This window comes from Mycobacterium kyorinense (genome assembly GCF_001672775.1).
Lineage (GTDB): Bacteria > Actinomycetota > Actinomycetes > Mycobacteriales > Mycobacteriaceae > Mycobacterium > Mycobacterium kyorinense_A.
In genome coordinates, this window is record NZ_LZKJ01000070.1 from 1 (window position 1) to 18,936 (window position 18,936).

The 18,936-nt window shown below is 65.9% G+C and carries 14 protein-coding genes; 4 read left to right on the forward strand and 10 right to left on the reverse strand.

Going from position 1 to position 18,936, the window contains the following annotated elements; genetic code table 11:
- Both A5707_RS07295 and A5707_RS07300 read right to left on the reverse strand, forming a co-directional pair.
- Positions 1–6,077: fatty acid synthase subunit beta domain-containing protein (locus A5707_RS07295; RefSeq protein ID WP_065013843.1), on the reverse strand; the 6,077-nt coding region annotated here is incomplete at its 3' end.
- Positions 6,078–6,568: 491 nt separating this feature from the next.
- Entirely contained in the window at positions 6,569–7,291 is a 723-nt protein-coding gene (locus A5707_RS07300; protein WP_065013844.1) for a DUF1906 domain-containing protein, read from the reverse strand.
- A 274-nt stretch (positions 7,292–7,565) separates the two neighbouring features.
- On the opposite strand from A5707_RS07300, the gene A5707_RS07305 reads away from it, so the two are divergent.
- Both A5707_RS07305 and A5707_RS07310 read left to right on the forward strand, forming a co-directional pair.
- Positions 7,566–8,795, forward strand: coding sequence for a serine/threonine-protein kinase (locus A5707_RS07305; RefSeq protein WP_082969314.1), 1,230 nt, complete (start codon positions 7,566–7,568; stop codon positions 8,793–8,795).
- Between the two features lie 76 nt (positions 8,796–8,871).
- Complete coding sequence (locus tag A5707_RS07310) at positions 8,872–10,011, forward strand: aromatic ring-hydroxylating oxygenase subunit alpha (RefSeq protein WP_065013845.1); 1,140 nt, start codon at positions 8,872–8,874, stop codon at positions 10,009–10,011.
- Here the strand turns inward: A5707_RS07310 and A5707_RS07315 are convergent.
- Positions 10,008–11,159, reverse strand: a complete 1,152-nt coding sequence (locus tag A5707_RS07315; RefSeq protein ID WP_082969315.1) for a lipocalin-like domain-containing protein — start codon at positions 11,157–11,159, stop codon at positions 10,008–10,010. The genes A5707_RS07310 and A5707_RS07315 overlap by 4 nt on opposite strands.
- 98 nt (positions 11,160–11,257) lie before the next feature.
- Here A5707_RS07315 and A5707_RS07320 point away from each other — a divergent pair, with 98 nt between their 5' ends.
- Positions 11,258–12,724 (forward strand): aldehyde dehydrogenase, encoded by a 1,467-nt coding sequence (locus A5707_RS07320; protein WP_065013846.1) that lies wholly within the window; start codon positions 11,258–11,260, stop codon positions 12,722–12,724.
- Here the strand turns inward: A5707_RS07320 and A5707_RS07325 are convergent.
- The 6 genes from A5707_RS07325 to A5707_RS07350 are packed head-to-tail and all read right to left on the reverse strand — an operon-like array spanning position 12,721 to position 17,327.
- Complete coding sequence (locus A5707_RS07325; RefSeq protein WP_065013847.1) at positions 12,721–13,293, reverse strand: maleylpyruvate isomerase family mycothiol-dependent enzyme; 573 nt, start codon at positions 13,291–13,293, stop codon at positions 12,721–12,723. The two genes, A5707_RS07320 and A5707_RS07325, sit on opposite strands and share 4 nt — an antisense overlap.
- A gap of 4 nt (positions 13,294–13,297) precedes the next feature.
- Positions 13,298–13,729, reverse strand: coding sequence for a MaoC/PaaZ C-terminal domain-containing protein (locus A5707_RS07330; protein WP_065013848.1), 432 nt, complete (start codon positions 13,727–13,729; stop codon positions 13,298–13,300).
- A complete protein-coding gene (locus A5707_RS07335) occupies positions 13,726–14,271 on the reverse strand; it encodes an FAS1-like dehydratase domain-containing protein (RefSeq protein ID WP_419866399.1) in 546 nt (181 codons plus the stop codon). The genes A5707_RS07330 and A5707_RS07335 overlap by 4 nt, the downstream gene beginning before the upstream one ends.
- On the reverse strand, positions 14,244–14,660 hold the full coding sequence (locus A5707_RS07340) for a nuclear transport factor 2 family protein (RefSeq protein ID WP_065013860.1): 417 nt from the start codon (positions 14,658–14,660) through the stop codon (positions 14,244–14,246). The genes A5707_RS07335 and A5707_RS07340 overlap by 28 nt, the downstream gene beginning before the upstream one ends.
- Positions 14,661–14,676: 16 nt before the next feature.
- Positions 14,677–16,239, reverse strand: coding sequence for an AMP-binding protein (locus A5707_RS07345; protein ID WP_065013850.1), 1,563 nt, complete (start codon positions 16,237–16,239; stop codon positions 14,677–14,679).
- Positions 16,239–17,327 (reverse strand): aromatic ring-hydroxylating oxygenase subunit alpha, encoded by a 1,089-nt coding sequence (locus A5707_RS07350; protein ID WP_065013851.1) that lies wholly within the window; start codon positions 17,325–17,327, stop codon positions 16,239–16,241. Before A5707_RS07350 ends, A5707_RS07345 begins: the two co-directional genes overlap by 1 nt.
- 146 nt (positions 17,328–17,473) lie before the next feature.
- Between A5707_RS07350 and A5707_RS07355 the strand changes: the two genes are divergently transcribed.
- Positions 17,474–18,712, forward strand: coding sequence for a cytochrome P450 (locus tag A5707_RS07355; protein WP_065013852.1), 1,239 nt, complete (start codon positions 17,474–17,476; stop codon positions 18,710–18,712).
- Here the strand turns inward: A5707_RS07355 and A5707_RS07360 are convergent.
- The gene (locus A5707_RS07360) at positions 18,709–18,900 is read right to left on the reverse strand and encodes a ferredoxin (RefSeq protein WP_065013853.1); all 192 of its coding nucleotides are present in this window, start codon (positions 18,898–18,900) and stop codon (positions 18,709–18,711) included. The two genes, A5707_RS07355 and A5707_RS07360, sit on opposite strands and share 4 nt — an antisense overlap.
- Positions 18,901–18,936: the final 36 nt, after the last annotated feature.

Here is an 18,936-nt window from a genome sequence, read left to right on the forward strand (position 1 = left end):
CCGCGGCCGTCGGCACCCAGTTCGGCGGTGACCAGGTCGATGAGCTCAGCATCGGTGGCGGCTGCGGGCGCGCTGACCGGGTCGTCGAGCCCTAACTGACCGAGCACCAGGCGGGCCGCCGACGCCAGCACGCCGTCGCGGCCGGTGATCTGGTCGGTGAATTCGCTCAGCGCGGCCGCGTCCACCGTCGCGCCGCCGCCGGCTCCCGAAGATGGCAGCGCCACTGAAACGCCTTGCCGCGCAGCCACCGCGGCGACCGCAGTGTCGATGACCTTGTCGACCGAGGCGGCGTCAGCCAACGCGCCCTCATGCAGGTTGCCCAGCGCGCCGCCGCGGACACTGGTTCCCTCGCGGGTGCCCAGCGCCACTTCCACGGTGACGTGCTTGACCCAACCGTCACCGAGTTCCCAGGTCTTCTTCACCCGCTCGCCGATCGCGCCCGGCCGCTTGCCCGACGGGCCGAACGCCGTGCGCAGCTGGTCGTTGATAGCGTCGGAAAGCACGGGGCCATAAGGCTTGTAGGTGCGGGCCAGCTTCGTGACCTGTGAGCGCAGGCCGGCCAAGTCGGCGTCGGCGGCGCCGTCGATAGCGCCCAGGTTCAGCTCTGAACCCAGGTCGACCAGCAGCTGGTTACGCCGTGACGACGCACCGTCGGTGATCGACTCGATGGAGTCCAGCGCTTCGATCTGGTCGATGCGCATCTTGGCCGACAGCGCGATCAGCGTCAGCGTGGCATCCGCGGCGTCGAACGAGATGTCGTCGGGCCGTGGGCCACTTGACGTAGCCGCAGCAGGCGCCGGGGCGGCGGCAGGGGCCATATCGGCCACGGGCGCCGGCTCCGGCGAGTCGGCGATGGCCTCGCCGGAATCAACCGGCTCGTCCTCCGGTTCGGGATCGGTGTCGGTGGCGAACAGCACCGCGGCGTCGCGCTCGGCATTGAGCACTTCCACTGTGCTGTGGGCATATTCGGGTAGCTTGAGGGTGTTCATGGCCAAGCCTGCTACGGTCGGCGAGGACTTCACCCCGATTTCGACGAACCGCTCCACACCAAGGCCGCCGGCAGCCACTTCGGTGAACAGCAGGTCCTGCGTCTCGATCCAGCGCACCGGGCTGGCGAACTGCCAGGCCAGCAATTCGATGAAAATCGTGCGCATCATCTCGCGGGGCCGTTCGGACCGCCAGGTCTCGTAGTCGGCGAGGATCTCGTCGAGCGGCTCGGCGGGCACCAGATCCCGGATCTCCTGGATGAAGTCGCGGTCGAGGGTGAACGGCCGCGGGACCAGGTTGGGGATGTAGCGCCCGACGATCAGGTCGGGATCCTTGTCGCGCGGCAGCAGCCGCTCCAACGACCGCCGGAATTCGGCCACACCAACTCGCAACACACGCGAGTGGAACGGCACGTCGATGCCGGGCACCAGAATGAACGAGCGCTTGCCGCCGGTGATCTCGCGGCGCCGCTCGACTTCGGCTTCCAGCGCTTCGAGACCACGCACAGTGCCGGCGATCGCGTACTGCGAGCCGCGCAGGTTGAAGTTGACGATCTCAAGAAACTCACCGGTATTCGCCGCGATCTCGGCTACGAATCCGGGCACGTCGGCGTCGGGCAGATCGATCTGCGACGGGCGGATGGCGGCCAACCGGTAGTTGGAGCGGCCCAACTCGTCTCGCGGCACGATGTCGTGCATCTTCGAGCCGCGGTGGAACACGGCCTCCAGCAACGCGTCGAGTTCGAACACGCCACTGACGCAGGCCAGCGCGGTGTACTCGCCGACCGAGTGGCCGCACGCGATGGCGTCTTCGACGAATGCGCCCTGCTCACGCATCTCGGCAACCTGCGCGGCCGCCACCGTCGCCATCGCCACCTGAGTGAACTGCGTCAGGAACAGCACGCCGTCGGGGTGTTGATAGTGCACGGCGTTGGCGATGATGCTTGTCGGGTTGTCGCGGACCAGATGCAGCACCGAGAAGCCCAGCGTGTCGCGGGTGAACCTGTCGGCCTCGTCCCACACCTTGCGGGCGGCCTTGGATCGGGCCCGGACGTCCATGCCCATGCCCTTGTGCTGGATGCCCTGGCCGGGGAACGCATAGACCGTCTTGGGCGCGGCCAGCCGGGCCGTCGCCGACATGACGAGATCCGGACCAATCTTTGCGCTGACCTCCAAAACCTCTGCCCCCTGGTCGATCCCAACCCGGTCGACCCGGAAGTCCACCTCGTCGCCCGGGCGCACCATGCCCAGGAAGCGCGCGGTCCAGCCAATCAACCGAGCCGGGGGCCGGGCCTGGCCGTCAGTGGCGGTCACCACGTGCTGCGCTGCGGCCGAGAGCCACATGCCGTGCACGATCGGCGATTCCAGACCGGCCAACAGCGCGGCGGCCCGGTCGGTGTGAATCGGGTTGTGATCGCCGGAGACCACCGCGAACGGCCGCATGTCGACCGGTGAACTCAGCGTGACGTCGCGGCGACGGCGGCGCGGGGTGTCGGTGGCGTTGTCGGACACCGCGCCACCGGCCCGCTGCGGGTCGGTCAGCTCGACCGCTCCGGTGCGGCCGCGGATCGCGAACCGCTCCTCGAGCTTGGCCAGCACCGTGCCGGCTGAGCTCGCGACGGTCACCGAGACCGGAATCACCCGGCCCACCTCGGTGTCGGTGGCCGCTGAAGCCGTTGCGGTGACGGTCAATTCGGCTGGAACGGTGGGCAGCGGCCCGACCAGATGCGCGGCGTGATCCAAGTGCACGAGGCTCAGCAGGCCCTCCACGACCGGCATGCCGGTGTCGGTGACAGCCGAGCCGATGGTGGCAAACACCGCGGGCCAGCAACTGCCGACCAATGCGTCGGGCACGGTGGTCAAGCCGGGTGCCAACGGCTCGCCGAAGGTGGCCGTGACTCCGGTGTGGTCGGCCACCCGCTCGGGGTCCCAGCCGACGGTGATGGTGGCTGCCCCGTCATGCACCGGCGGCAACGCGTCCGGCCCGTCGACACCCGCGGCGATAGCCAGCACCGCCCGCATGGCGCTCGCCGCATCGTCGGTGTCGACCACCGGGGTGCCGCCGTCGACGGTGACGGCCGGCAGCGTGAACCGGATGTCGATCCAGGTGCCGGATATCGGCACGCTCAGCACGACGCGATCACCGTCGGTCTGTAGCCGCGCGCCGGTGGATGAATGTGTGGCAGTGCGGTTTTCGTGCACCTGCCACTCGCTGGGATCGGCGATTCGGTGCACCGGGTTGGTGGCAGCGCGACCGGCCCACAACACGTCGGGGGCGTCGAGCACAACAGCCAGCGGCCCACTGACGTCGGCGCGGCCCTGGCGGCGCGCGGTCACCGACTCCGGCTGTCCATTGGCCGCGAGCAGCTCGTCGACGGCGGCCTGCTCGAAGCGGTCCAGCAACTCGCCGACCGGTTCGTCGAGCCGGGTGATACCGGCTACCGCCGCGGTGCCCGGGATGATGCAGACCTGGTCGGCGTCGTAGCGGGCATCGTGTGCCTGCCACAGCGAGTCGCTGCGCCACCAGCGCCGCACGTCCTTGTCGATGACCGGCACGAAGTTGACCGGCTTGCCCAGCGTCTTGCACAGCGTGACGAAGAACGACACATCGGCCGGATGCAGTTGGACGGTCTGGGCGTCGGGGTACTGCGAAAGCAGAACGGCGATGGCCTCGTTGGGGTTTTCCAGCAGCTGCTCGTCGTTGAACAAAGTCTCGATTGGGCCGTGGTCTTGCGTGTGGAGGCGGGCTTCGGCGCGCTGCAGCATCTGTTCGAAGCGGTCGCGCCAGGTGTCGGCCAGCCACGGACTGCCCGGCGACGCGGTGTCGGCGGTGGAATCGCCGTCGCCGATCGTCAATTCGACGTAGCGCTGCAGCCACTGCAGATACGTCATCTCGGCGACGTCGCCGAAGTACGGTTTGGCGGTGTTGGCCATCGCGGCGATGAGCTCGTCGCGGCGGGCCGCCACCGCGTCGGCGTCGCCGGCGACCTCGTCGAGCAGGCGGCCGCACCGCGAGGCGGTGTTGTCGATCTCGTGGATGTCGGCGCCGAGCTGGCTGCGGCTGGATGCCATGCCGCCCTGCGCTTTTCCGGCGCTGATCCACTGGTCGGTGCCCTGCGTTTCGACCAGCATCTGCTTGACCGACGGCGAGGTGGTCGACTCCTTGGTCGCCATCGCAGCAGTACCGACCAGGATGCCGTCGACCGGCATCAGCGGGAAGCCGTAGGCCTCGGCCCAGCGTCCGGTCAGGTATTCGGCTGCCCGTTCGGGGGTGCCGATACCGCCGCCCACGCAGACAGTGATGTTGGGCCGCGATCGCAGCTCGGAGTAGGTGGTCAGCAGCAGGTCGTCGAGGTCTTCCCAGGAGTGGTGGCCGCCGGCTCGGCCGCCCTCGATGTGCATGATCACCGGCTTGGTCGACACCTCGGTGGCGATGCGGATCACCGAGCGGATCTGCTCGACGGTGCCCGGCTTGAACACCACATGAGTTATCCCGATTTCGTTCAGCTCGTCGATCAGCTCGACGGCTTCTTCCAATTCGGGAATGCCGGCGCTGACCACCAGGCCGTCGATCGGTGCGCCGGACTGACGGGCCTTCTGCACCAACCGCTTTCCGCCGACCTGCAGCTTCCACAGATATGGGTCGAGGAACAGCGCGTTGAACTGGAACGTGCGGCCTGGCTCCAAGAGCCCGGTGAGCTCCTCGATGCGGTTGTCGAAGATCGGTTCGGTGACCTGGCCACCGCCGGCCAGTTCGGCCCAGTGCCCTGCGTTGGCGGCAGCAGCGACAATCTTGGCGTCGACGGTGGTCGGCGTCATGCCCGCCAGCAGGATCGGCGAGCGGCCGGTCAGCCGGGTGAACTTCGTCGAGAGCTTGACCCGCCCGTCGGGCAAGCTGACCACCGACGGTGCGTAGCTCGACCAGGCCCGCGCCACCTCAGGGACAGCGCCGACGGTAAACAGATTGCGTTGACCCCCGCGGGTGGCGGCGGGCACGATCCCGATACCCAGGCCGCGGATGACCGGTGCGGTCAAGCGGGTCAAGATGTCGCCGGGCCCCAAGTCGAGAATCCAGCGCGCCCCGGCGTCGTGGATCGAGGCGACCTCCTCCACCCAGTCGACCCGCCTGACCAACACGGCCTCCGCCATGGCGCGGGCCAACTCGACATTGACGCCTACTATTTCGGCCCAGCCGGCGACGATGTCGATGCCATCGGCCAGCCGCGGCGTGTGGAAACCAACCTCGACCTGCACCGGCTCGAAGACCGGCGCGAAGACGTCGCCGCCGCGAATCTTGTTCTTGCGGTCGGCTTCCTCTTTTTCCGAGATCTGCTTGCAGTACAGCTCGAATCGCGACAGCTGCTCGGGCGTTCCGGTGATGACGACAGCGCGCCGGCCGTTGCGGATGGACAGCACCGGCGGCAGCACGGTCCGGACGTCTCGGGTGAACTCTTCGAGCAGCCGCTGGATGCGCTCGGGGTCGGCGTTGGACACCGACACCATCGGCGAGCGGTCACCGAGCGCCGAGATGCCGCGCCGGCGGGCCACCAACGTGCCTGCCGCACCGATCAGCTGCGCCAGAGCCAGCAGTTCGATGTCACGCGCGCCTCCGGCCTTCAACGCCTCGACCGCCAGCACGCCCTGCGAGTGTCCCGCCAGTGCCACCGGCGGGATACCGGACAGGTCCAGGCCTTGGCGCGCCAGCGTTCGCACCGCGGCAATCTGGCTGAGCAGCACGCCCGGCAGCGATACCGCCGCCGAGGTCAGATGCTTGGCGGACGGAACCGGATCTTCGGCAGCCAGCGCGCGGACCCAACCCAGCGGTTCGAAGCCGATCGGACGCACCACCACCAGCTCATCGGCGACCGGCTCGAGTAGCAGCTGCGCCTCACCGACCAGCGTCGTCAACTCCGACTCGATACCGGCCGAGGACACCAGCTCTTCCAGGCTCTCCAGCCAGGTGCTGCCCTGGCCGCCGAATGCGACGGCAAAGGGCTCGCCGGCAGTCAAACGATCGACGAGAGCATGAGCACCCTGCGCGGTCATCTTGTCGCGGTCGGCGGACACCCGGTCATGCTCGTGGATCGTCACGTTGCCAATCTCCCTGTAATGCTCGTATCGCTGCGGTGTCAGAGCGGCGCTGCCCTGGGTGTCGTTGATTCCCCGTCGGATCCCGGCCCTACTCGACTGACTCGCCCATCACCGGGGCGCCGAGATCGAGCGTCGGCTGCAATAAGAGTGTCATAAGAACCGGGGCGTTTTCCTGTGCCGATCGGTTACTAGCGAGTTCTACGCGCGGGTAATGGTTACGTGGGTAACACGCCGCCGAACCGTGCCCGGAAGCGTCCGGACCAAACCTGCTGCGTGCAGGTGGTTACGGTCGAGTAGGCACAACAGTGCAGATCACGGCAGTATTGTTATCAAATCGTTATGCGCAAAATCTGCGCTGCGGCGTCGGCGTGTGACTGCGCGGGTTGTCTCGTCGCCTAGCGATCGGCGGAGGCCGAGAGCCCGTCGGGAGTTTGCTGGAACTTACCCGCGAGTCAGCTCCGGTCGCTCCGCTGCGGCGCTGGTGTCCGCGCTCAGTTCCACTGCCCGAATTCCGGCTTGACGATGTTGTTGATGTCTACCCCGACGCCGCCGACGCTGCGCTTGTCGATCTCGACCTGGTGCAGGCTGGCCGCCGGATGGGTGAAGCCTTTCGGCGAGCCCCAGTTGTGCTGCCAGAAATAAGAGCCCAGGCCGTCCTGCAGCGCCCAGTCGATCGTCTTGGAATTGGCGTAGACGCCGACGCGCTGGTGGCCGAGCACAGATTCCCAGCCGCGCAGATAAGGTGCGACCTGCTGTTTGTACTGCTCATAGGACGGGTCGTCGTCGATTGAGGCGTAGATCGGGGCGCCCACCGGTCCGCCGGCGGCGGTGTGCAACTGCCATCCGCGCTTAGCGTGAGCGACGCCGGCGTTTTGACCGCCAAGCCAGTCGGCGGTGTCCTGCTTGCCGTACTGGTAGCACGACACGATCTTGAGGCCACCCTGGTAGAGGTCGCGTGCTTCGGCCAGCTGTATCGGCTTGCCCAGCATCCAGGCGCCTCCGGGCCGGCGATCGGAGACGTAGCGAATGGAGCCGGCCGCGCCGGCTGCCTTGATGTCATTGGCGGGGATCACTCCGGCCGCATAGTCGAGCAGGATGCCCAGCGGACTCGCCGACGCGAGTGCAGCACACAGTGCAGAGCCTGCGGCGCCCAAACCGAGCAGCGCGGGCGTCGCAGCCACGTATTTGAGCACGTCGCGCCGAGGTATTGACACGAGTCACAGAGTACGACAATTGCATCATTTACCACGCTGACGCCACGGGTCACATCTGTATCTCGCGTGGCCTTGGGTTTAACCGGCCGACGCCGGGTATACAACAGCGGTTGCGGGGCGGCGCGCCGCTTAGGAACGTCTTCTTGACGGCTTCGGAACTGTTCCTGGGGGTCGAGGTCACGAGGCGTGCACCGACGGCCGATTCCAGCGCATCGCGCTTTCCCCTCCCTGCAGACAGCGGATGGAGAGCACGCCTACTGATGAAGCACTGCCCATGGCGTTGAGAAATGGCGCAACGGCTGCTGGATTCCGGATTATCCGGCTGATTGGCGCCGGCGGAATGGGTGAGGTCTATTTGGCCGAGCACCCGAGGCTACCGCGGCGCGAAGCGCTCAAGGTCTTGCCGGCAGACGTATCGGCTGACCCCGAGTTCCGCGAACGGTTCAACCGGGAGTCCGACGTGGCGGCCACCTTGTGGCATCCACACATTGTCGGCCTGCATGACCGGGGAGAGTCCGACGGCCGGTTGTGGATCTCGATGGACTACGTCGACGGCACCGACACCGCTCGACTGTTGCGCGACCACTACCCGACGGGGATGCCGCCCAGCGAGGTTGTCGAGATCATCTGCGCGATCGGCGAAGCCCTCGACTACGCGCACAGCCACGGGTTATGCCACCGGGATGTCAAACCGGGCAACATACTTCTGAGCCGGCCCAAGTATGGGAAGCGACGAATACTGTTGGCGGATTTCGGGGTCGCGCGACGCCTGGACGATATCAGCGGTTTGACGCGGACCGACACCACTGTCGGCACTGTCAGCTACGCCGCACCCGAGCAGCTGATGGGTCATCCAGTGGACGGGCGGGCCGACCAGTATGCGTTGGCCGCGACAGCGTTTCACCTGTTGACTGGGTCGCCGCCGTTCCACAACAGCAACCCGGCCGTGGTGATCGGTAAGCACCTCAACGAACCGCCGCCGCGGTTAGGCGGGGTAAGACCGGAGCTGGCCGGGTTCGACGCCGCCCTTTTGCGCGCGCTCGCCAAAAACCCCGCCGACAGGTTTCCGCGTTGTCAGGATTTCGCCAAAGCCCTCCCTCTTTTCCACTCGGATGGTGGTCAACAGCCGACTCCCACCGCCAGGCAAGCGCCCGTCACGCCCAACCCTGTCACTGAACGACAACCCACCGCCGGGGCCGCCCCCGACCGGCCAAGCCGACGACTATCGGGGGCAGGCGATACAGCTTGGCTTGACTCGTGGCGTCCGACGCAAGAGATGCCGTCGCCCTGGCAGCGGCGGCAGCTGCGTCGACGTCACCCAGTCCGGAGCGCGGTCGTCATTACGTTGGTCGTTGTGACGCTGGCGGTGACCGCAACCGTCATCTTCGTGACGTGCCTCTTGCCCGGTGAGCAACAGGCCCCGTCATCTGTGACACCTTCGCCTGCGTCCACAGCCACGCCCACGCCATTGCCATCACACGAGCCGCATCTAGAGCTCAAGTAGGTGGGCAGTGACGGCGCCGATCAGCAACTTGCCGCGACTTGACCACACGACCGTCGCAAGGTGTGTACTAAAAAGTATGGAACGCGACCAGCTGATCGATCTGACCCGGCGTGCCGTGAAGTTGGCCCGGGACAAAACCACCGACCTTGCGCCGGCCGTCCATACCGTCGACGCGCACGACTACACCTCGCGCGAGCGTCACGACCGCGACGTGGCGATGCTGATGGCCAGCCCCCAGCTAGTCGGTTATGTCTCCGAGTTGCCGTCCGCGGGGTCCTACTGCACCAAGACCGTGATGGGGCGCTCAATCCTGCTGACGCGGATCTCCGACGGAACGGTCAAGGCGTTCAACAACGTCTGCCTGCATCGGCAGTCGCAGGTGGCCAGCGGATGCGGCACCGCGAAGCGGTTCACCTGTCCCTACCACGCATGGACCTACGACAATTCCGGGCGGCTGGTGGCGGTGCCCGGTCGTGAAGGCTTTCCGAGCGTCGATGTGAAGTCGGACGGGCTCACCGAGTTGCCGGCCACCGAGTTCGCCGGATTCTTGTGGGTGTCGCTCGACCCGGGCGCGACGCTGGATGTCGCCGGACATCTGGGATCTCTGGCCGATGAACTCGACTCGTGGGGCATCGGACGGTGGTCTCCGCTGGGCGAGAAGGTGCTCGATTCGCCGATCAACTGGAAGCTGGCTGTCGACACCTTCTCGGAGAACTACCATTTCGCCACCGTGCACCGGCAGACGTTCGCCACGATCGCGCGCAGCAACTGCACGGTCTTCGATGCGTTCGGCCCGCACCACCGATTGATCTTTCCGCTCAACTCAATCCTCGACCTCGAGAACGTCCCCGAAGACCAGTGGGACCCGTTCCAGAACATGGTGGTGATCTATGCCCTGTTCCCCAACATCGTGTTGTCGGTGACGATCGCCAACGGCGAACTGTTTCGCATCTACCCGGGTGACAGGCCGGGCAGATCGATTACCGTCCACCAGAACTCGACACCGCTAGACCTCGCCGATGAATCCGTTGCGGCCGGTGCGCAAGCTGTCTTCGACTATGCCCACGCCACAGTGCGGGACGAGGATTACGCGCTTGTGGAAGGGTTGCAAGCCAACCTCGAGTCCGGCGCGCGCGATCAGTTGTTGTTCGGCCGCAACGAGCCCGGGCTGCAACATCGTCACATCAGCTGGGCGGAGGCGCTGGCCGCGTTCTAGGCGTGGACATCGGCCAGCTCCCAGTCGCGATAGAGCGCCAGCGACCGCTCATAAAACCCGAAGCCGCTCACCGGCTCTCCGTGAAGCGTGCCGTGATAACGGTATGGCCCTTCCATGTATTCGATCGGCAGGGCATGCGCCGGGGCGGCTACCAGCGGCTCGCCCACCAGTTCCAGTTGCAGTGTCGTGCAGCTGAGGCGATGGCGATCGGGCATGAACCGGTCGGCCGCCAGCGGCGGGACCAGTGGGCGAACTGAATCCGGCCACTGGACATAACTGTGGACGACGACGTCGACATCCTCGGCGCACTGCGGCTGCTGTTGTGGATGGCTGACTGTCACGCCCGAAAAGGACTGCACGGCATTGTTGTTGGTGCGATCGAATTGTCGCCAGATGCTCAAATCCACGCCGTTGTCCAGGTTGATCGTGCGCCATTCGTGTGAGCGGGCGCGCGGATCTCCGCCGGTTCCGCCGCCGCCCGCGTAACGCGGAAACCACTGGCGATCAACGTGACCGGCACTGCCGTTGACCTGTTCGTGAATGTCGCCCCAGCGCAGGCTTCCGGTCATCGCCATCCGGGTCTGGAAATACGAATAGGTGTCGTGCTGGCCGAAACAGGCGATGCGGCCGTTGTATGTTGACGCGCCCAGCGGCACCGGGGCCCGGGTTGGTGTGACGGTCAAGTCCAGCGCCATCGGCTGTCCCTGTTGGTCGGTGCCGACCAAGTTCAGCTGATAGGTGTAGGGCAGCAGTTCGCGGTCGTCGCCGCGGCTGGTCGTCCACACCGCGGCGCCGGCGCTGCTTTGGTATCGGATGTCGAGATGCCCGGCGGCGGCCGATAGCTTCGGCGGCGCATCTGTGTTCAGGTTGGCCGGCGGCATGTCGTAGTCGGTGTAGGTGCCGTATGTCCCTGCGTCACAGTCGAATAGCGCCATCGTATAGAAATCGGCGACCACCGACCCGCCGGGACGGTTTTTGTTGAAGATGGTCAGGAACGCAAATGATCGCCCGGTTGCCGCCGTCAATTCGCCGGCGATGAACCAGGTATCCGATTCGTGGTCGGGGTGCTGCCCTTCGGCGGCGGGGAATTCGAGCATGCCGTCGCCGGGCACCAGCTGGAACGGATAGCGACGCCAGTCGAATTTCACGGCAGCCTCACTCGGTTCTTGCGGCGACCCGCTGCGGGAGCCGTTTTTTTGCTATGTTAACAGCAATAGCAGATTTAGCCTTCCCGAGGTGGTGCCCGATGACGGAACACCGTTCGTATGACCAGCTTTTCATCGGTGGGCGGTGGCGCAAGCCCGCGACCGGAGATCGGCTGACAGTCATCTCGCCGCATTCCGAAGAGCCGGTCGGCCAGGCGCCGTGCGCCGGCCCCGAGGATGTGGACGCGGCGGTGACCGCGGCGAGGCAGGCGTTCGACCACGGTCCCTGGCCGCGGCTCGATGCGAGCGAGCGGATGGCCAAAGTCGAGCGACTCGCCGCGATCTATGCCGGCCACATCGACGAGATGGCCGACCTGATCACCGCCGAGATGGGTTCGCCGCGCAGCTTCAGCCGGCTGGGCCAAGCGGCTGGGGCGGCGTCGATGATGCACCTCGCGCTGGCGGCCGCGCGGGAGTTCCCGTGGGCCGAACGCCGCCAGGGCGTGCTCGGTGAGGTACATCTGCGCCGGGCGCCAGTCGGGGTGGTGGGCGCGATCGTGCCGTGGAACGTGCCGCAGTTCTTGATCATGCCCAAGCTGATCCCCGCCCTGATCGCGGGCTGCACCGTCGTCGTCAAACCGGCGCCGGAAACCCCGTTGGACGCACTGTGGTTGGCCGAGATGCTCGAGCAGGTCGAGCTGCCCGAGGGGGTGGTGTCGGTGATCACCGGCGGACGCGACGTCGGCGAGGCGCTGGTTCGCCATCCCGGCGTCGACAAGATCGCGTTCACCGGGTCGAGCGCCACTGGCCGCCGTATTGCCGCCATCTGCGGGGAGCAACTCAAACGCGTCAGCCTGGAACTGGGCGGCAAGTCCGCGGCGATCATTCTCGACGACGCCGACATCGACAAGACCGTCGCCGGCCTCAAAACCGCCGGCCTGATGAACAACGGGCAGGCCTGCGTGGCGCAGACCCGCATCCTCGTGAGCGAGCGGCGCCGCGACGACGTCGTCGACGCGCTGGCCGAGATGATGTCGGGTCTGCAGGTCGGCGATCCGGCCGACGAGGCGACCGACGTCGGCCCGCTGGTCGCCCAGCGCCAACAACAGCGGGTGCAGAACTACATCAGCGCGGGGATCGAAGAGGGCGCCCGCATGGTGCTCGGCGGCAAGGACAGCCCGAGCGATCGCGGCTGGTATGTGCAGCCAACGCTGTTCGCCGATGCCACCAACGACATGCGCATCGCGCGAGAAGAGATCTTCGGTCCGGTGCTGACGGTGCTGACCTACCGCGACGAGAACGACGCGCTGCGTATCGCCAACGACAGCGACTACGGGCTGGCCGGCTCGGTGTGGACCGCCGACGTCGCCCACGGCTTGGAGATCGCCGCAGGTGTGCGCACCGGCACCTACGGCATCAACATGTACACGCTTGACATCGGCGCTCCGTTCGGCGGTTTCAAGCAATCCGGCATCGGACGTGAGTTCGGTCCGGAGGGTCTGGCCGAATACGTCGAACTGCAGACCGTGGTCAGCAAGGGGGCAATGCCGCCGCTGTCCGCGTCTTAGTCCGTCGGTTGCCACGAGGGATCGCGGCCGAGCCGGGCGAGGAGTCTCGACTGCGCGTCGTCTTGATCGTTGACATCAACTGGTGCGTTGAACATCCCTGATGCGGTTAACGTTTCGGGATCATGCGGCAGGTCCGCGTAGAAGTGCTCGCACCAGCGGGGGTCGAGCCGGTCATCGGCTCCTACGGCGCGAGCGAGGTCCCAGGTGTGCACCACAACATCACGGGTCAGGTTGGGTACCAGCGTGCGTGCATCCAACTGCGTGGCCGGATTGCTGCCCACCGCGGGTACGTCAACGACGCGTTGGAACAGCCCGGCAGCAAACGCCAGCTTTAGGTGGTCGTAGGTCAGCGCCCACCGAACCTGCGGGTCATCTCGCGGCCGCTCCGGCTTCAGACCCAGCGGCCGTAGCAGTAACACGTCGTGAAAACCGATGACGTGCTCGAGCACTCCCCTGGCATCCCAGGCGTCACACGGGGAGCGACGATCCCACTTTCCGTCCGCAGCGCGAACCGCCTCGCCAAATCGACGACACACCGCTAAATGCAGTTCGCCTATGCCGTGGACCATCTCGTCATCCCGGCAACTGCAACGTGAGTTCGACCGGACAGCACAGCTCACCGCGCTGGTTGCTCACCTCGATCTGCAGATCCACCAGGTAGCGGTGCGGATCTACGGTGGTGTCGCAGCGCTTGGCGACGACGCGACCGCGTCCGACCATGCTGTCTCCCGCGTAGATGGAACCGGCCAGCGTCATCTTTCGGCGCACCACCCGGCTGTGCGGACCGGCCCAATCGGTGGCCAGCCGGTCGGCGAAGCCCGCGAGGTGCATGGTGTTGACGAAAATGGTTGGGTGACCGTGGCTTTTGGCGTAGGCAGGGTCGAAGTGACCGGGAAAATAATCCCAGGTCGCACCGGAGTTCATCACCACACGCTGGTAGTCGATCTCGTCGACGACCTCCGGCAGCTCGAGCGGGACGCTGAGTTGCTGCCATTGCACACTCATGGCATCCGCTCAGGAGTGAAGCGAAACAATGTGTTTCGGTTGCGGGCCACCACTGCACCGTCCTGGCGGCTGAAAGTATCGAGCGTCTCGACGAAATGCCCGACGCCGAGCCTGGTCCGCTTTTCCGGCGACACCGACACCACCTGCTCGACGACGGTCAATCGATCCCCCTCGACGATCGGCAGCAGAAGTTCGGCGTCGTTGGCGGCGTTGATGAACGTGGTGCCCGGCAGCGGTACCCGTAGCGCAATCGAGGACACCCGCGGCCCGTCGGTGGGTTCCCACGGCGGCGGGGTCAACCATCCCATCAGCAGCCCTGCCGGCGCCAACAGCCCTCCCCAGGTCCTGCCGGCGAAGTCGGTATCCCAGTACGAGGGATTACCGTCACGGACCATCGAGGCGAACAACTGGATTCGCGCGGCACTGATCACGGTTCCTGCCGTGCGTGGCTCGGCTGACGTGCCCACCATCTGCAGCGCGTCCTGATAGCTGCCGAAGGCGAGTTCGGGGATCATCACACGTGGGCGGGCGTCGAATCCCATTGCAGCTCACGGGAAGCGAAGTACCAGCCACCGCGCTCGTAGACCAGTCGGTCGCGATAGGTTCCGGTGGCCTGCAGCGTGCTGACACCATCGTCGCCCACCGCGAACAGCAGCGCGACGCACCGCTGGGTGGCCTCGACGCCATCGACATTGATCTCGTGGTCGACGCAGGCCAGTCGCTGCCCACAACCGCCGTCGAAACCAGCGCCCAGATCGTTGAACTGTTCACCGCCGCGGGAGAAGCTTGCCCCGGAATGGCGGAACGTCGCAATCCAGCCATGGCGGTCGCCGTCGGAATAACACCGGTTGTGGCGTGCGGTGAGATCCAGTATCGCGGCGCGACCCGCAACACCGTCCAGTACATACTGTTGCTGATACGTCATAGTCATCGTGGTTTCTCCCATGTCATCGGCTGACGATGTATCCGTGGCTTTCGCGATCCCAGGCGCCTGGGCTGAGCCCGCGGGCGCGTAGTACGTCTTTGCGTACCCGCCCGATGATGGTCTTGGGGATGTCGTCGACGACCTCGACGTAGCGCGGTATGCAGAAGTACGGCATCCGCGCTGAGCAGAAGTCCAGCAGATCGGGGTAATCCAACGACGACTGTGGATTCAGTGTCACGATCAGCAGGATGTCGTCCTCGCCCAGGTCGCTGGGCACCCCGACCGCGGCGGCCTCGGCGACCGCCGGGTGGGCGATGACCGTGGTTTCGATTTCGACCGACGAGATGTTCTCGCCGCGCCGGCGCAGCGAATCCTTCAGCCGGTCCAGGTAAGTCAGGTTCTGATCGTCATCCAGCACGCCGAGGTCTCCGGTGCGAAACCACTCAGCGTGCAGGTCGACTGTTCCGTCAGCGCCGACATACCCTTCGCTCATCACGTACGGGAAAAGGGCTCGGCACGCGATTTCGCCCACCTCGCCGGCCGGTAGCGGATCGCCGTTGGCGTTCAGGATCGCGACGTCGAAGCTCGGGTTCGGCCGGCCCGACGTACCGGGCACCCCGTCGTCGTCGACAGCTTTGACCGCGATCGGGAAGGCCTCCGTCATGCCGTACATCGTGACAACGCGGCAGCCGTAGCGCGTTTCGATATCGCGGTAGATTCCGGCGTCGATCGGGGCCGCGGAAATGAACCGCAGCGGTAACTGCGCGTCACGCGGATCTGGCGGTTGATTCCACAGCATCGACACCATCGCTCCGGCGCCCGCGAAGCCGATGGCACCGCATGCTCGGACCTCGTCCCATACCGTCGCCGGGTGAAAAGCCGATGCCAGCACAATGGTGCCGCCGACCAGCATGGGCGCCAGCACCATCGGGGCCGCGCTGAGGTGAAACAGCGGCATGGCGCTCCACACCACCTCGCCCGCTCTGAACTTCCACGCAGATGCAACCGTCGACGCCGCAGTGAACAAGTAGTGCCAGCTGGTGGCAACGGCTTTCGATGGGCCGGTGGTTCCCGAGGTGAAGAACAGCGACCCGACCTGTCCGGCTCCGCCCGGGTGGCCGGTCGGCGGCCCGACACGATTCAGCGCGGCATCAAGCGTCTCGCCCAGGACCACAACCTGTTTCAGCTTCGGCAGCCGGTCGGTGACCTCGTCGACACGCGCACGTCTTTCGGCATCGGTGATAATCGCCTGCGCCTGCGACAACCGAAGCGCGTGCCGCAAAAACTCACCTTTGCTGGCGGCGTTCACCGCGGCGGTCACCGCCCCGATCCGTGCGGCGCCCAGCCAGAAGTAGATCCATTCCGGGCAGGTCGCGGTGAACAGCGCGACGCAATCCCCACTGCCAATACCCACGTCGCGCAGGAGGTTCGCCGCCGCACAGGATCGCTGTCGCAACTGCTCGAAGGTCACCGAGGTGCCGTCGATGGAGATCATCACCCGGTCCGGACACTGTTGGGCGCGACGATCGAGTACGGCCGGCACGCTGAATTCCGCCACGCCGAACTCAGCGGGCCCGGCGGGCATCAGGCGTCCGCGGCGGCCGGGTCGGGCTGACCGTCGGAGGTGTACCCGAAGTCGTCCGGCGCGCACTGTTCGCCCGGATAGAAGCGGTGCGCCCAACGACGCAGTGCGGCGTAGTCATGCGCTTCTTCGGGCGCAAGGTTGGGCTTTTCCAGGTATTTCATGTTCTCCCAGGTGAAGAAGTCTTGCTTGATGACTTCCTGTTGCAGCGCAAGGAATCTCGCTGCGCGCCCGCTGGGAGCGTCACCGGTGTCGCCGGGGTCGCGCACCGATGCCTGGGTGTAGAAGTAGTCGGTGTAGTCCTCGTCGACCGGTGTCTGGCCGGTGACTTGGATGGTGGCGACCAGTTCGCTGGGAAACCGTACGACCCCCAAGCCCAACGAATAGTTGTCGTAGATGATCTTGGCGTCGACCGGCCCGTTGGGGGTGAGCCAGGTCTGGGCACGCCCGCCGCCGAAGTGGGCGTTGACCGTAGCGTGCAGATGGTAGCCGGACACCTCGAACGAGGCGGTATTCGCCGGATTGGCGGCCTTGTGCACGTATTGCACGTGATACGGGTCGGCGGCGTTCTCGATGATCATCTGCGCGTGCACCTTGACCCGGTTGAGCATCCGGCTGTGCGGGTGCAACGGGTAGTACTCGTCGGTCTCCAATTCGGCCAGCACCGGCGGCTGCCAGTAGGGCAACCGGCCATGGCGCTCGTGCCACACCAGGATGAAGCCGTACCATTCGACACTCGGATAGGTGCGAATGCGCACGTTTTGCTTGCAGCCGATCTTGCTGTAGGGGATCAGCGCATTGGTCCCGTCGCCGCGCCAGCGCCAACCGTGCCAGGGGCAGACGATGTTCTCGCCCTCCACCGTGCCCCCGACACCCATGTTGGCGCCCAGGTGCTGGCAGTAGGCGTCCAGCACATGCACGTCGCCGGATTCGGTGCGAAACAGCACCAACTCCTCGCCGAAGTAATGCACCCGCTTGACGTCTCCTGCGGCCAGGTCGGACGCGAAGCCGACGATGAACCACCCGGTCGGGAATCGGTACGGCGACAGCGCGATGCCCCCCGGCCCGAATTCGCGTTCCGACGGGTCCATGATCGAACTCTCCGTTTCTCGGGTCGAGTGTCGAGTTGTCGTGGCCAATACGCGGCGAATCGCCCAACAACTCGACGTTGGCCCGCATAGGTATTGTTACTATTTTAGTTATTGCACGTCAACCGGTGGCGACGACGGGGTTGCGCATGACGACGGCCGAGCTGGACCTGGCAGATTTCACTTTGTGGCATAACGGCTTTCCGGATGCGCTGTTCACCGACCTTCGACGCAGCCGCCCGCTGTTTCGCCACATCGTGACGCCAGGCGCCGCCAGGATGGGTGTCCAACGCGAGTTCTGGGTGACCACCAAGCACCGCCATGCCGTGCGCATCCATCGTGACGCCGACTCGTTCACGGCCAAGGACGGGCCGCTCATTCAGCCCCTCGACACGTTTTCGTCGTATCCGACGATCATCAACATGGACCCGCCGGACCTCAACAAGCGCCGCAAGCTCATTTCGAGCGCGTTCACACCGCGGGCCATCGCCAAACTCGAGGACGGCATCCGGGCCCGTGCCGCGAGGATGATCGACAACCTACTGAGCCGCGGCGGCGGTGATTGGATCGCCGACGTCGCCGATGCTCTGCCGATGACCGTGATAGGCGACATCATCGGCATGCCCGAACAAGACCGGCCGCGCATCTTCGACGTCTTCGACCGCATCTTGACCGCCCGCTCGCCGAAGGCCCGGCTGACGCAGCAGGAAGAACTCGACCTTTACGCCACCATCTTCGGCTACGCGCTCGAACTCACCGACCAGAAGCGGCGCGATCCCGCCGACGACATCTGGAGCACGCTGGCGTCAGCGGTGGTCACCGGCGAGGACGGGGAGCAGTTTCGGTTGCCCGCCAACGAACTCGAGATCTTTTTCTTCGTCTTGGCGTTCGCCGGCAGCGACACCACCAAGAACGCCTTAGCCGCCGGACTGCAGGCATTCGTCGCCAACCCCGAGCAGATCCAGCGCTACCGCGGCGACGAGGCGGTGCGGGCGGGTGCCGTCGAGGAAGTGCTGCGCTGGGCGACGCCGGTGGCGTACTGGACGCGCACCACCAAGGTGGACATCGACATGGACGGTCAGCACATCCCGGCCGGGGAGCGCATCGTGTCGATGCTGCGCTCGGCCAACCGCGACGAGGAGATTTTCGAGGAGCCGTTCCGCTTTGACATCGGCCGCCAACCCAATCCGCACGTGGCGTTCGGCGGCGGCGGCCCGCACCATTGCCTGGGCGCGATGCTGGCCCGCGCCGAGTTGCGGGCGGTATTCGACGAGCTGCTGTTGCGTTGCGACAACATCGAGTTGGGGCCGGCCACCGTGGCCTACCCCAGCCTGGCCACCAACATGTCGATCTACGACGAGATGGCGATCTCGCTCAGGGCGCGTTAGTCGACGATCCGCAGTGCCGCCTTGGGGCACTGGTCGACGGCGGCGCGGACGTCGATCTCCAAGTGCTCCGGCACTTGGCCGTCGGCGATCTGGACGACCTCCGCATCCCCGATCTCGAACACGTCAGGCGCTAAAGATTCACAAAAGCCGTTGGCCTCACACAACGACTCGTCGACGGTTACTCGCATCGAGTTGCTCCTAGTCTGGGTCCGTCGCTCGGTTCA